Source organism: Streptacidiphilus sp. MAP12-20 (assembly GCF_041262525.1).
In the GTDB taxonomy this organism is placed as follows: domain Bacteria; phylum Actinomycetota; class Actinomycetes; order Streptomycetales; family Streptomycetaceae; genus Streptacidiphilus.
Map to the genome: position 1 here is coordinate 221437 of NZ_JBGCCK010000011.1, position 13790 is coordinate 235226.

The 13790-nt window shown below is 71.6% G+C and carries 14 protein-coding genes; 10 read left to right on the forward strand and 4 right to left on the reverse strand.

All coding sequences use genetic code 11. From position 1 onward, the window contains the following. Window positions 1-58: 58 nt before the first annotated feature. Entirely contained in the window at window positions 59-799 is a 741-nt protein-coding gene (locus ABIA32_RS17595) for a gamma-glutamyl-gamma-aminobutyrate hydrolase family protein (protein WP_370096109.1), read from the reverse strand. A gap of 372 nt (window positions 800-1171) precedes the next feature. After that, window positions 1172-1924 carry a FadR/GntR family transcriptional regulator gene (locus ABIA32_RS17600; protein ID WP_370096187.1) on the reverse strand — a complete coding sequence of 251 codons (753 nt, stop codon included), beginning with the start codon at window positions 1922-1924 and terminating at the stop codon, window positions 1172-1174. 85 nt (window positions 1925-2009) lie between these two features. Here ABIA32_RS17600 and ABIA32_RS17605 point away from each other — a divergent pair, with 85 nt between their 5' ends. From ABIA32_RS17605 to ABIA32_RS17620, 4 genes are all read left to right on the forward strand, one after another. Continuing rightward, window positions 2010-3383, forward strand: coding sequence for a glutamine synthetase family protein (locus tag ABIA32_RS17605; RefSeq protein WP_370096111.1), 1374 nt, complete (start codon window positions 2010-2012; stop codon window positions 3381-3383). A 26-nt stretch (window positions 3384-3409) separates the two neighbouring features. Further along, complete coding sequence (locus ABIA32_RS17610; RefSeq protein WP_370096189.1) at window positions 3410-4795, forward strand: aldehyde dehydrogenase; 1386 nt, start codon at window positions 3410-3412, stop codon at window positions 4793-4795. A gap of 6 nt (window positions 4796-4801) precedes the next feature. Further along, window positions 4802-5605 carry a 3-oxoacyl-ACP reductase gene (locus ABIA32_RS17615; RefSeq protein WP_370096113.1) on the forward strand — a complete coding sequence of 268 codons (804 nt, stop codon included), beginning with the start codon at window positions 4802-4804 and terminating at the stop codon, window positions 5603-5605. 170 nt (window positions 5606-5775) lie between these two features. After that, complete coding sequence (locus ABIA32_RS17620; protein WP_370096115.1) at window positions 5776-6726, forward strand: DUF2510 domain-containing protein; 951 nt, start codon at window positions 5776-5778, stop codon at window positions 6724-6726. A 26-nt stretch (window positions 6727-6752) separates the two neighbouring features. On the opposite strand, the gene ABIA32_RS17625 is transcribed toward ABIA32_RS17620, so the two are convergent. Beyond that, window positions 6753-7958 (reverse strand): amino acid deaminase/aldolase, encoded by a 1206-nt coding sequence (locus ABIA32_RS17625; RefSeq protein ID WP_370096117.1) that lies wholly within the window; start codon window positions 7956-7958, stop codon window positions 6753-6755. A gap of 102 nt (window positions 7959-8060) precedes the next feature. On the opposite strand from ABIA32_RS17625, the gene ABIA32_RS17630 reads away from it, so the two are divergent. Further along, window positions 8061-8795, forward strand: a complete 735-nt coding sequence (locus tag ABIA32_RS17630) for an SseB family protein (protein ID WP_370096118.1) — start codon at window positions 8061-8063, stop codon at window positions 8793-8795. 286 nt (window positions 8796-9081) lie between these two features. On the opposite strand, the gene ABIA32_RS17635 is transcribed toward ABIA32_RS17630, so the two are convergent. Then, window positions 9082-9429 carry a DUF1844 domain-containing protein gene (locus ABIA32_RS17635; protein WP_370096120.1) on the reverse strand — a complete coding sequence of 116 codons (348 nt, stop codon included), beginning with the start codon at window positions 9427-9429 and terminating at the stop codon, window positions 9082-9084. 365 nt (window positions 9430-9794) lie between these two features. Between ABIA32_RS17635 and infC the strand changes: the two genes are divergently transcribed. The 5 genes from infC (at window position 9795) to ABIA32_RS17660 (ending at window position 13655) form a co-directional block, all read left to right on the forward strand. After that, on the forward strand, window positions 9795-10631 hold the full coding sequence (gene infC / locus ABIA32_RS17640; protein WP_370096122.1) for a translation initiation factor IF-3: 837 nt from the start codon (window positions 9795-9797) through the stop codon (window positions 10629-10631). Between the two features lie 134 nt (window positions 10632-10765). Next, window positions 10766-10960 (forward strand): 50S ribosomal protein L35, encoded by a 195-nt coding sequence (gene rpmI / locus ABIA32_RS17645; RefSeq protein WP_370096124.1) that lies wholly within the window; start codon window positions 10766-10768, stop codon window positions 10958-10960. Between the two features lie 93 nt (window positions 10961-11053). Next, window positions 11054-11449, forward strand: coding sequence for a 50S ribosomal protein L20 (gene rplT / locus ABIA32_RS17650; RefSeq protein ID WP_370096126.1), 396 nt, complete (start codon window positions 11054-11056; stop codon window positions 11447-11449). Between the two features lie 154 nt (window positions 11450-11603). Beyond that, complete coding sequence (locus tag ABIA32_RS17655; protein ID WP_370096128.1) at window positions 11604-12470, forward strand: TrmH family RNA methyltransferase; 867 nt, start codon at window positions 11604-11606, stop codon at window positions 12468-12470. A gap of 66 nt (window positions 12471-12536) precedes the next feature. Further along, a complete protein-coding gene (locus ABIA32_RS17660) occupies window positions 12537-13655 on the forward strand; it encodes an ATP-binding protein (protein ID WP_370096130.1) in 1119 nt (372 codons plus the stop codon). Window positions 13656-13790: the final 135 nt, after the last annotated feature.

The window sequence follows — 13790 nt, forward strand, 5'->3', positions numbered from 1 at the left end:
CGAAAGGCTTCCGACCAGCGGTTCGTTCGGTGTTCGCCACCAGCGGAGCGTTCGACTGTCAGCCGCGTGCCGTGGGCGCCGAGTTCGCGGCGGCGTCGACCAGGGCCTGGGCCAGCCTCGGGTCGTCGCCCTGTTCGGGGTGCCACTGGACGGCGAGCAGGAAGCCCGGGCCTTCGCCCTCGACGGCTTCGACCGTGCCGTCGGCGGAGTGCGCGGAGGCGAGCAGACCGCGTCCTAGCTTGGCGACGCTTTGGTGGTGGTAGGTGGGCACGTCGATCTCTTCCGTGCCGAGGATCGCGGCGGTACGGGTGCCGGGGAGCGCGCTGACCGAGTGACGCCCGTACACGCCGGGTGTGGGTGAGTGCTCCGTGCTGCCGCCGAGCAGGTCGGGCAGATGCTGTGTCAGATCGCCGCCGAGGGCGACGTTGAGCAGCTGCATGCCGCGGCAGATGCCGAGCAGCGGCAGCCCGCGGTCGAGCGCGGCGTCGACGAGGGCGAGCTCCCAGGCGTCTCGCGTGCGCGACTCCGGTGTGGGGGGCTGGGTGTGCGGGTCGGCCGCCGCGCCGTAGTGCTCGGGGGCGACGTCCGGACCCCCGGCGATGATCAGGCCGTCCAGCCGGGCGACGGCCTCCGCCGCGGCGGAGGGGTGCTCGTCCGGTGGCAGCATCGCGACGAGACCGCCGCCTGACTGTACGAGCGCGGGGTAGCGCCGCGGCAGCAGGTCGGCGGGCGCATCCCGCCAGACGCCCCAACTCGCGGGGGAGACGTAGGTGGTGATGCCGATGAGCGGGCGGGGCACGGGCGGACCTCCGGGGGCGGTGTTCGACGGGGGAGCTGGAAATGGAAGGGGGCGGGACTGGCGGGTGCCGGGCCCTGCCGGCCGGATGCCGGAACGTCAGATCTGTGGGGACGGCGCAAGGGGGCGGGGACGAGGATGTGCCGGGGCGGGGATGGCCCCGGCGGGGGCGCAGTGGGTGCGGGCCGGGTGTTTCCGCGTCGGAACTGGGCGGACAGGGGAATGGGATGGCTTCTGGCGAGCTCCACAGCGGTTTCGGTGAGGGCGGGATCTGGCCTTCCGGGCCGAGTGACGGTGCGTGAGACTGCGAGGAGAGCGGACAAGGGGCAGGTGTTGTACCGATCCCGGCGAAGCCGGGGCGAGGGGCGCGCGCCGCTAGGCGAGGAAGCCGCGGAGGAGGGCCGCCGTGCCGGCGAGGTGCTGGCGCATCGCGGCGCGGGCGCGGCCCTGGTCGCCGGCCAGGATGGCCTCGACCAGCTCTTCGTGCTGGCGCTGCGAGTGCTGCAGGTTGGGCGGGAGCAGCGGTATGCAGTCCAGCAGTTCGTTGACCGTCGCCCTGACCGCCGCGTACTGCGTGGCGACGGAAGGGGAACCGCTCAGCTCGGCGACGGCCAGGTGCAGCCGGGTGTCGATGCGCCGGTACTCCGCCAGCGAAGCGCTGCCGGTCGCGGCGAGCAGCTCGCGCAGCCGCTCCGCCTCGGCGCCCGACGGCGGGCGCGCCGCGCACAGCTCCGCCGCGCCGACCTCCAGCACCTCGCGGAAGAGGAGGGTGTCCTCGAGTCGGTCGCCCAGCTCGACCGCGCGCCGACGCAGTTCCTCGCCGCCGTCGGAGACGAGCGGCGCGGGCGCCGGGGCCAGCACGAACGCGCCGCCGTAGCGGCCGCGACGGACCTCCAGCACGCCCGCGTCCTGCAACACCTTGAGGGCCTCACGCAGCGTCACCCGGCTGATCTGGAGTCGCTCGGCGAGCTCGCGCTCGGGCGGCAGCCGCTCGCCGACGGGCACCAGACCCAGCCGGACCAGCTGCAGCACCTTCTGCACGGTCTCCTCAAAGGTGTTCCCGGAGCGAACGGGACGCAGCACCGCGGCGTACGGGTCCGTGCCCGCGCCCGACGCGTCATTTTCGATCATGGCACCCCCTTCCCTTCCAATGGTACAAGGCCATACCTTTAAAGCGCCCGACCCGGTACAGATGCACCCGGAGGCACTACTCATGACTTCTCAAGCGCCCGCCCCCCGAGGGCGGCTGACCCTCGACGCGCTGCGCGACCTGGTCGCGTCAGGAGAGATCCACACCGTAGCCCTGGCCTTCACCGACATGCAGGGCAGGCTCCAGGGCAAGCGCTTCGCGGCCGGCCACTTCCTCGACGAGGTCGTCGCGCACGGCACCGAGGGCTGCGCCTACCTGCTCGCCGTCGACGTGGAGCTGAACACCGTCGACGGCTACGCCATGGCCTCCTGGGAGAGCGGCTACGGCGACTTCGCCCTGCTCCCCGACTTCGACACGCTGCGCCTGCTGCCCTGGCAGCCGGGCACCGCGCTCGTCACCGCCGACCTGGCCTGGGAGGACGGCTCACCCGTCGCCGCCTCGCCCCGGCAGATCCTGCGGCAGCAGCTCGACCGCCTCGCCGAGCTGGGCCTGACCGCCTGGGCCGGGACCGAGCTCGAGTTCATCGTCTTCCGCGACACCTACGAGCAGGCATGGGACCGCGGCTACCGCGCGCTCACGCCGGCCAACCAGTACAACGCCGACTACTCCCTCCTCGCCACCGCCAGGATCGAGCCGCTGCTGGCCCGGATCCGCAACGAGATGGGCGGCGCCGGACTGGTCGTGGAGTCCGCGAAGGGCGAGTGCAACCTCGGGCAGCACGAGATCGCCTTCCGCTACGACCAGGCGCTGACCACCTGCGACCAGCACAGCGTCTACAAGACCGGCGCCAAGGAGATCGCCTCCCAGGAGGGCATGGCGCTCACCTTCATGGCGAAGTACAACGAGCGCGAGGGCAACAGCTGCCACATCCACCTCTCGCTGCGCGACGCCGAGGGCCGGCCCGCCTTCGCCGACGAGCAGGGTCACATGGGCGAGCTCATGCGGCACTTCCTCGCCGGTCAGCTCGCAGCCATGCGCGAGCTGACGCTCCTCTACGCGCCGAACATCAACTCCTACAAGCGGTTCCGCCCCGGCTCCTTCGCCCCCACCGCCGTCGCCTGGGGCAAGGACAACCGCACCTGCTCGCTGCGCATCGTCGGCCACGGCCCGTCGCTGCGCTTCGAGAACCGTGCGCCGGGCGGGGACGTCAACCCCTACCTCGCCGTCGCCGGCATGATCGCCGCCGGACTGCACGGCATCGAGCAGCGCCTCGAACTGCCCGAACCCTGCACCGGCAATGCCTACGCCGGCGACTACGCCCACCTGCCGACCACGCTGCGCGAGGCCGCCGAGCTGTGGGCCGCCAGCGATCTGGCCAAGGCCGCCTTCGGGCCTGATGTCGTGCAGCACTACCTGACGATGGCCCAGGTCGAGCAGGACGCCTTCGACACCGCCGTCACCGACTGGGAGCGCTTCCGCTCCTTCGAGCGCATGTGAGCCGCCCCGTGACTGATCTGTCGTCTCTGACTGTTCTGACTGACCTCCCCGAATCCCTGCACGTATTGAACCCCGCGACCGAGGAGCTTGTCGCGGAAGTTCCGACCGTTTCACCCGAACAGGTGGACGCCGCCGTCGGACGTGCCGCCAAGGCCCAGCTCGGCTGGGCCGCGCTGGCCCCCGGTGACCGCGCCCGCCTGCTCCGCCGCTTCGCCGACGGCATCGACGCGCGCCTCGACGAGCTCGCCGAGCTGGAGGTCACCGAGGCCGGCCACACCCTCGGCAACGCCCGCTGGGAAGCCGGCAACGCCCGCGACCTGCTCGAATACGCCGCAGGCGGGGTCGAGCGACTGATGGGCCGACAGATCCCCGTCGCCGGGGGCCTCGACGTCACCTTCCACGAGCCGCTGGGCGTCGTCGGCGTCATCGCACCGTGGAACTTCCCGATGCCGATCGCCGCCTGGGGTTTCGCTCCCGCGCTCGCGGCCGGCAACGCGGTGCTGCTCAAGCCCGCCGAGACCACGCCGCTGACCGCGCTGCTGCTCCAGGAGATCGCGCTGGCCGCCGGGCTCCCCGAGGGTCTCTTCCAGGTGCTGCCCGGCCACGGCCGGATCACCGGGCAGGCGCTGGTCGACCACCCCGACATTCGGAAGATCGTCTTCACCGGCTCGACCGCGGTCGGCAAGCAGATCATGTCCCGCTGCGCGACCCAACTGAAGCGGGTCACCCTCGAACTCGGCGGCAAGAGCCCCAACATCGTCTTCGCCGACGCCGACCTGCAACGGGCCGCCGCCTCCGCGCCCATGTCCTTCCTGGACAACAGCGGCCAGGACTGCTGCGCCCGCACCCGGATCCTGGTCCAGCGTGAGGTCTACGACGACTTCCTGGCGCTGGTCGCCCCCGCGATCGAGGCGGTCAGGGTCGGCGACCCGCGCGACGCCGCGACCGAGATGGGCCCGCTCATCTCCGCGCTCCAGCGCGAACGCGTCCGCTCCTACCTGACGGACGACGTGCCGGTGCTCGCCCAGGGAACCGCGCCCGAGGGCCCCGGCTTCTGGCAGGCGCCGACCCTGCTCGCGCCCGAGGACCCGGGCAGCCGCGCCGCCACCGAGGAGATCTTCGGCCCCGTCGCCGTCGTCCTCCCGTTCACCGACGAGGCGGACGCGCTGCGCCTGGCCAACGCCACCCGCTATGGCCTCTCCGGCTCGCTCTGGACGCGCGACATCGGCCGCGCGCTGCGCATGGCCCGCGGCGTCAACGCGGGCAACCTCTCCATCAACTCGCACAGCTCCGTTCGCTACTGGACGCCCTTCGGCGGCTTCGGCGAGTCGGGCCTGGGCCGCGAGCTGGGCCCGGAGGCCCTCACCCACTTCACCGAGACCAAGAACGTCTTCATCAGCACCGAGGAGTAGAGAGCCGTGACCACCCCGAACCACGAAGCTCAGGAAGAGACCGTCTGCCGCCGACTCGTCGGCCGCACCGCCGTCATCACCGGCGCGGGCTCCGGCATCGGCCTCGCCACCGCCCGCCGCCTGGCCGCCGAGGGCGCGAACGTCGTCTGCGCCGATGTCGACGAGAAGGCGGGCAAGGCCGCCGCCGAGGAGGTCGGCGGGCTCTTCGTCCAGGTCGACGTCACCGACGCCGAGCAGGTCGACGCGCTGTTCAAGGCCGCGTTCGACACCTACGGCAGCGTCGACATCGCCTTCAACAACGCCGGCATCTCCCCGCCCGACGACGACTCCATCCTCACCACCGGCCTCGACGCCTGGCGCCGGGTGCAGGAGGTCAACCTCACCTCCGTCTACCTGTGCTGCAAGGCCGCGCTGCCCTACATGCAGCGGCAGGGCAAGGGCTCGATCATCAACACCGCGAGCTTCGTCGCCAAGATGGGCGCGGCCACCTCGCAGATCTCCTACACCGCCTCCAAGGGCGGCGTGCTGGCGATGTCCCGCGAGCTGGGCGTCCAGTTCGCCCGCGAGGGCATCCGCGTCAACGCGCTCTGCCCGGGGCCGGTGAACACGCCGCTGCTGCGGGAGCTGTTCGCCAAGGACCCGGAGCGCGCCGCGCGCCGCCTGGTCCACATCCCGGTCGGCCGCTTCGCCCACGCGGAGGAGATCGCGGCGGCGGTCGCCTTCCTCGCCAGCGACGACTCGTCCTTCATCACGGCCAGCGAGTTCCTGGTCGACGGCGGCATCTCCGGCGCCTACGTCACCCCGCTGTAGGCCGCGGCGCCTTCACCGCTCGCCCGCCTGGAACGGCGGACAGGATCGCCGCCGTTCCAGGTATGAAGGTAAGAGTGAGGCAGGGTGGGGGCACGGCGGCGGCTTGGGCTCGGCGGACGGACAGCGCGGGCTGATCGGATGCTTATCACCGAAGCGATACCTTGCGCACTGTGAGTGAGACTTCGCCCCCGCCCCCGGGCTGGTACCCGGACCCCAAGCCCGCCGACGCCGAACGGCCGGGCGAGCGCTGGTGGAACGGTTCCGCATGGACCGTCAACACCCGCACCGACGCGACCACGGTGTTCTTCTCCGGCGAGCCTCCGGTCAAGCCGCGTGCCCGCGGGCGCGGAACGCTCCTGGTGGGAGTGGTGGCGGCGATCGTCGGCCTGGGCGTCGGCTCGCTCGCCACCTTCCTCGCCATGGACGACGGGAACAGCAAGTCGACCACCGCGACCAGCCGCCCGAACGGCAGCGGCGGGAACGGCAACGGCGGCGACGGCCTCAACCCGTTCGGCAACGGCGGCAGCAGCGGCGGCGGCAATGGGAGCAGCGGGGGCAGCGGCGGAACCGGGGGCAAGGCGTCGGGCCTCGTCGTCGGCTTCACCGAAGGCGTCAGCTTCCTGCTCCCCAGCGGCTGGACCGGCGGCACCACCAAGACCGGCCACGCAGTGGCCACCTTCGGTAGCTACTCCTGCCCCGGCTCGGGCACCAACACCACCTGCTCCCTCGCCGGCGCGAACACCACCACCCTGACCGCCCCCGTCAGCACCGGCGCCCAGGCGGCGGCCGAGGCGGACATCAACGCCGCCGTCAAGGAGTCCTACGGCGACGTGACGGGCCACCAGGTGCTGCTGTCCAAGAGCGTCACGGTCGCCGGCCGCTCGGGCTACCTCGTCCGCTGGCAGGTCGACGCCAAGACCGGCAACAACGGCACCGTCGAGACCGTCGTCTTCCCGAACAAGGCCGGTGACAAGCTCGTCGCCCTGCACCTGGGCTTCGACATCGCGAACAAGGCGCCCGACCTCTCCGTCATGGACCAGATCGTCTCCGGCGTCGCCGACTTCTCCGGCAGCTCCCTCAACTCCGGTGGCACCACCGGCGCACCTCCCGGCACCAGCTGACGCGGCCGGGCGTGCCGGCTACCGGGTCAGAGGAAGGTCTTGCCCTCGCCCCGGTAGGTCGGCACGGTCTCTGCCACCCGGTCGCCCTCGACGAGGTGCAGCTCGTCGAAGCGCTCGCACAGCTCGCCGGCCTTCGCGTGGCGGAACCAGACGCGGTCGCCGATGCGCAGGTCGTCGGCGGGGGAGCCGAGCAGCGGGGTCTGCACCTCGCCGGCGCCCTCCTGCGGGTCGTAGCGCAGGCCCTCGGGCAGATAGGGAACGGGAGAGCGGTCGGGGCCGGCCGCGCCGGAGGCGGGGTAGCCGCCGCCGAGGACGGTCACCACGCCGAGGCCGGGCCGCCGCACCACCGGCTGCGCGAAGAGCGCCGCCGGACGGCCGCGGAAGACCCGGTAGTTGTCGAAGAGACGCGGCACGTACAGGCCCGAGCCCGCGGCCACCTCGGTCAGGCAGCTCTCCGCGACCGTGCTCTCCACGCTTCCGGTGCCGCCGCCGTTGACGAACTCCAGCTCCGCGACCTCACGTACCGCCCGCACCACGGCCTCACGCCGCTCCGCCAGCTCGCGCCGCGCGGTCCGCTGCATGGCCTGGATCACGCGCGAGCGGAACGGCCGCCCGGCGATGGAGTCGCCGACGCCCGCGATGTGTCCCTCGTACGCCATCAGCCCGACCACGCGGAAGCCCGGCCGCTGCTCCACCAACTGGGCGAAGTCGCGCAGCGCGTCCGGCGACCGCAGCGGGGAGCGGCGCGCGCCGATCCTGACCCGGCCGCCGAGCAGCTGCAGCGCGGTGTCCAGCTCCAGGCAGACCCGGATCTCCTCCGATCCGCCGTTTCGCGCGCCGTCGATGAGGTCCAGCTGCGCGGCGTCGTCCACCAGGACGCTGATGGCTCCGGCCAGCTTGGGGTCGGCCGCGAGCTCGGCGAAGGCCGCGCGGTCGGCTGAGGGGTAGGCGAGCAGAATGTCGTCGAAGCCTTCGCGGGCCAGCCAGATCGACTCGGCCAGGGTGAAGCTCATGATCCCCTGGAAGCCGTTCTTCGCCAGCACCCGCTCCAGCAGACTCCGGCACCGCACGGACTTGCTCGCTACCCGGATCGGCTTCCCGCTCGCGCGGCGCACGAGATCGGCGGCGTTGGCGTCGAAGGCCTCGAGGTCGACGATCGCCAGCGGCGCGTCGAGGTGTGCGGTGGCACGGTCATAGCGTGCGCGGTCGTCGGCGAGGGAGGGGGTCACCATGGCCGAAGCCTGCCACAAGGAATTACCCCCCGGTAGGGGTTGCGGCCTACTTGTCGGTCGGCTGACCAAGTTTCCGCACGGGGGGTCGCGTAGGCTCGCGGGGTGCAGCGGAAGAACATCCCAGACCCGGGGTTCGCGGGTGACGACGGATCGGCCGACCCGGAGCTGGCGGAGGCGCTCGCCGCGTACGCCACGGAGCGGACGCAGGTGGCCGAGGCCCGGGTGCTGGCGCTGTTGGCGACCGCTCGGCTGATGGTCCCGATCGTGGCGGTCCTCGGCGAGGTCGAGACGGACGAGCACGGCCACCGCCACGAGAAGACCAGCGACATGGCCGTCCCCACGATCCAGGCCCCGGACGGTCGCAAGGGTCTGCCGGCCTTCACCTCCCTCGCCGCCCTGACCCGCTGGCGGGCCGACGCCCGACCGGCGCCGGTCCCGGCGTCGCAGGCGGTACAGGCGGCGTGGAGCGAGGGCGCGGACGCCCTGCTGATCGACCTGGCCGGTCCGGTCTTCTTCGAACTGAGCGGCGCGGCGATGCGCGCGGTGGCGGAAGGCCGCGTGCACCTCACGGCGCTGGCGGACCCGGCGATCGCGGACGAGCTCCGTCTCCTGCTGAGCGGGCACGACGCGGTCGTCCGCGCGCATTTGCTTCCCAGCGAGCAGACGGATGCCCAGCTCGTCCTCATCGCCGAGCCCGGCACCCCGCCCGAAGCCTTCCAGTCCGTCGCCGCGGCCCTCGCGGCCAGCGAGCTCCTGCGCATCCGCCTGGACCGCGGCCTCGACCTCGCGGTCCTCGCGCCCAGCGCGAACGAGCCTCCGGCCTTCTACACCCGCTGAGCTCGCACCACTAGGGGCGCGGGGCTCTGCTGATTTGCGCCTCCGGCGCGTGGGCGCGACAGGTCACGACGGAGGGTCCGTTGCACGACCAGGGGCGCGGGGCTCTGCTGATTTGCGCCTCCGGCGCGTGGGCGCGACAGGTCACGACGGAGTCCGTTGCACGACCAGGGGCGCGGGGAACTGCGCGACAAGCCACCCACATGCGGATGGTCCTCAACGCGCAGGGCCATCCGCACCGGGTGGTTGCTCGCGCAGTTCCTCGCGCCCCTGATGGTGCAACTCGCCCTCAGCTGTAAACGGGGCCCGTGAACTTCTCGCCCGGGCCCGTGCCCGGCGCGTCCGGGATGAGGGAGGCCTCGCGGAAGGCCAGCTGGAGGGACTTGAGGCCATCCCGCAGCGGCGCCGCATGGAAATTGCTGATCTCCGGCGCGCCCGCCGTCACCAGCCCGGCCAGGGCGGTGATCAGCTTACGGGCCTCGTCCAGGTCCTTGTGGGCCTCGCCGCCCTCGGCGAGGCCCAGGTTCACCGCCGCCGCGCTCATCAGGTGCACGGCGACGGTCGTGATGACCTCCACCGCCGGCACGTCCGCGATGTCGCGGGTCAGGTCGTCGAATTCGGGGGTCTCGCCGCTCATGGGTGGATCTCACTTCGCCGGGTCGTGGAGGGTGCTGCGCTCGAATGTCTCCCCGCAGTCTGCCGGAACCACCCCCACGAGCGGGAATTCTGCGGTATCGCCGGACGCTGGTATGCTTGCAGACTGAGACCGGCCAGGTACCGCAATGCCGTCAGGCGTACGCAGTCCCGGCCCGCAAGTGGAGGCTCCAAGCTCCCACCCGCACCGACCTCACGGTCGTCGGGTCAACGGTCCGACACGGCGTTGCGCGCCCAGCCGTCAGGCGAGAGCGCAGCGTGGCGTCCGTTGTGCCATGGAGCTCCGCCTGCGCGTCATGCGGGGCTTTTTTCGTGCCCGCGGTGCACTTTTGCTACACCGCGGCCCGAATGAAGCTCTGTGTGGCGGTACCCAGCCAGCTACGCGGCTGCCGCCCCGGCGGTCGCGGGTGCAACCGAGGAGGATCCATCAGCACCGAGCCCCGCATCAACGACCGGATTCGCGTCCCCGAGGTGCGACTCGTCGGTCCCAGCGGCGAGCAGGTCGGCATCGTGCCGCTGGCCAAGGCCCTTGAGCTCGCGCAGGAGTACGACCTTGACCTGGTCGAGGTCGCGGCGACGGCGCGTCCGCCCGTGTGCAAGCTCATGGACTACGGCAAGTTCAAGTACGAGTCCGCCATGAAGGCTCGTGAGGCGCGCAAGAACCAGGCGCACACGGTCATCAAGGAGATGAAGCTCCGGCCGAAGATCGACCCGCACGACTATGACACCAAGAAGGGTCACGTCGTTCGGTTCCTCAAGCAGGGCGACAAGGTCAAGATCACGATCATGTTCCGCGGTCGTGAGCAGTCCCGCCCCGAGCTGGGCTTCCGACTGCTGCAGCGTCTCGCGGAGGACGTCCAGGACCTCGGGTTCATCGAGTCGAACCCGAAGCAGGACGGCCGCAACATGATCATGGTCCTCGGGCCCCACAAGAAGAAGACCGAGGCCATGGCCGAGGCGCGTGAGGCCCAGGCCGCCCGCAAGGCGATGCTGGCCAACGAGCCCACTCACGGCCGTCGCTCTACGGCTGACGAGGCCGGAGAGGTCGACGAGATCGAGACGACCGACGAGGTCGTCGAGGCCGACGCCGCCGAGGTCGACGAGGCACCGGTCGAGACGCAGCCCGAGGCTGTCGTCGCCGACGAGGCGCCGGTCGAGACCGGCACGGAGGCTGCGGCCAGCTAACGCTGCCGCACCTGCACCACCGGCTCCCGGGCACCCCGCCCGGAAGCCCCTGTCATCACGGAGCGCTCCCGCTCGTACCGCCTTCACCGAGGCGGGGCCGGGCGGGAGCGGAACGACGAGGAGAGTACGGCGACATGCCGAAGAACAAGACGCACTCCGGTGCCAGCAAGCGCTTCAAGCTCACCGGCTCCGGCAAGGTGCTGCGTCAGCGCGCCGGCCGCCGTCACCTGCTTGAGCACAAGTCGTCCACGCTGACCCGCCGTCTCGCCGGCACCGTCGAGGTGGCCCCCGCCGACGTGAAGAAGATCAAGAAGCTTCTCGGCAAGTGATCGCTGCCCCTGCAAGGGCACGCAGATCCTTTCGACCACATTCGTAACCGGACCGTGTGACTCCCACCGCGGTCCATATCAAGGAGTAATCACGTGGCACGCGTCAAGCGGGCAGTCAACGCCCACAAGAAGCGCCGGGTCGTCCTCGAGATGGCGAGCGGCTACCGTGGCCAGCGCTCGCGCCTGTACCGCAAGGCGAAGGAGCAGGTCACCCACTCGTTCGTCTACAACTACGCCGACCGGAAGAAGCGCAAGGGCGACTTCCGTCAGCTGTGGATCCAGCGCATCAACGCTGCGGCGCGCGCGAACGACATGACCTACAACCGCCTGATCCAGGGCCTGAAGGCTGCCAACATCGAGATCGACCGCAAGATGCTGGCCGAGCTGGCCGTCAACGACATCGCCGCGTTCGAGTCGCTGGTCGAGGCCGCTCGCAAGGCCCTGCCGGCCGACGTCAACGCGCCGAAGGCCGCCGCTGACGCCGCCTGAGTGACAGGCAGCGCACGTAGGTAGTGCATTGGGCCCGCAGGGGGTAACCCCTGCGGGCCTGTTCTTTGGCCGCCCGGCTCATGCCACCCTCGGCTCACGCCGCCCTCGGCTCACGCCGCCCCGGCCGGATCGATCCACTGGAGTGATCAGCGCGATGTCCCTGCCGCAGTCGCAGTCCCAGCCCGAGCTCACCTCGCTCCGCTCGCCGCGGGTCAACGCCGCCCGGCGGCTCTCGCGGCGCGCCCAGCGCGGCAAGGAGCGACGCTTCATCGCGGAGGGCCCGCAGGCCGTGCGCGAGGCGGTCGCCTTCGGGACGCTGGCGGACGGCAGCCACTCCGTCGTGGAGATCTACACCACCTTCGAGGCCGCCGAGCGCCACGCCGAGCTGATCGCGCAGGCACGGGCCGAGCGGGTGCCGGTGCTGACCGCGACGGACGAGGTCATCGCCGCCGTCAGCGAGACGGTGACGCCGCAGGGGATCGTCGCGGTATGTCGGTTTGTCGACCAGTCCTTCGAGTCGGTGCTCGCTGCCAAGCCGCAGCTTGTCGCCCTGCTGGCCAACGTCCGTGACCCCGGCAACGCGGGCACCGTGCTGCGGACCGCCGACGCCGCAGGCGCCGACGCGGTCGTGCTGACGGACGCCTCCGTGGACCTCTACAACCCCAAGGCCGTGCGCGCCTCCGTCGGCAGCCTCTACCACCTGCCGGTGGCCGTGGGCGTGCCGGTCGAACAGGCCGTCGCCGGGCTGAAGGCCGCGGGCATCCGGGTCCTGGCCGCCGACGGCGCGGGGGAGCGCGACCTCGACGCCGAGCTCGACGAGGGCACCCTCGGCGCACCGACCGCCTGGCTCTTCGGCAACGAGGCCTGGGGCCTGCCGGAGACCACCCGCGTGCTGGCCGACGAGGTGGTCAGGGTCCCGATCCACGGCCACGCCGAGAGCCTGAACCTCGCCACGGCCGCCGCCGTCTGCCTCTACGCCTCCGCGCGCGCCCAGCGTGCCCCCGGCGGGTGTCGTTCCTGACTGACGCGGGTAGTGCCGTCTTCGCTAGGGTGACCATGCGGGGGCCCGGGGAGGGGAGGCGTGGCGATGGCGAGTCCGATACCGCAGCAGCGCCACGCGCCCGCCGAGTCCGCTTGCGGTCTGGATGCCGAGGACCTGCCGGACGGTCTGCTCGTCGCCGACGAGGCGGGGCTGGTCGTCGTCTTCAACACGGCCGCCGCCCGGATCACCGGCCTGCGCCGTGAATCCGTCCTCGGCCGGCCGCTGGCGGAAGCCCTGCCGCTGGAGGATCTGGAGGGCCGCCGCTGGTGGCAGCTGACCGACCCCTACGGCGGCCTCGACATCCGCACCCGCCAGCCCGAGCGCAACCTGCTGCTTCCGGGCCCCGGCGGCCGCGAGGTGCTGGTCTCGGCGCGCTACGTCCGCGCGGACGGCCGGACGGGCCCGGTGCGTCGCGTGGTCGTCGCGCTGCGCGGGACCGAGGCGCGCCGTCGCACCGAGCGCAGCCACGCCGAGCTGATCGCGACCGTCGCCCACGAGCTGCGCTCGCCGCTGACCAGTGTGAAGGGCTTCACCGCGACGCTGCTGCAGAAGTGGGAGCGGTTCACCGAGGACCAGAAGAAGCTGATGCTCGAGACGGTCGACGCGGACGCGAACCGGGTCACCCGGCTGATCGCGGAGCTGCTCGACATCTCCCGGATCGACTCCGGCCGCCTGGAGGTCCACCGCCAGCCGGTCCGCCTGGACGTCGCGGTGCGACGCCACGTGGACGGACTGGTCGCCGCGGGTGTGGCGGCGGAGCGGTTCGCGATCCTGATCGCCGAGCCACTACCGCTGCTCTGGGCCGACGCGGACAAACTCGACCAGGTCCTGGGCAACCTGCTGGAAAACGCGGTGCGGCACGGCGAGGGGACTGTCACCATCGAGGTGGAACCGGCGAAGGCGGAGGCCGCGTCGGGCCGCGTACGCGAGGGGACAGCGGTGACGGTGAGCGACCAGGGGCCAGGCATCCCCGAGGAGTCGATCCCGCGCGTCTTCACCCGCTTCTGGCGCGGCAGCAAGCGCGGCGGCACGGGACTGGGCCTGTATATCGTCAAGGGCATCGTCGAAGCACACGGCGGAACGATCCGCGTGGACCGCGGGCCGTCGGGCGGGGCGAGTTTTCGATTTATTTTGCCTGCCGGGGTTCCCGAAGTCCTGGCTTAGTCACGCAGTGACCTCAGGGGCGCGAGGAACTGCGCGACAAGCCACCCTGGGACCTGGCAGGCCGAACGCGCAGGGCCATCCGCACGCCGGTGGTTCCCCGCGCCCCTGATGAGCCGAATCGTCTGCCTTCGCCAA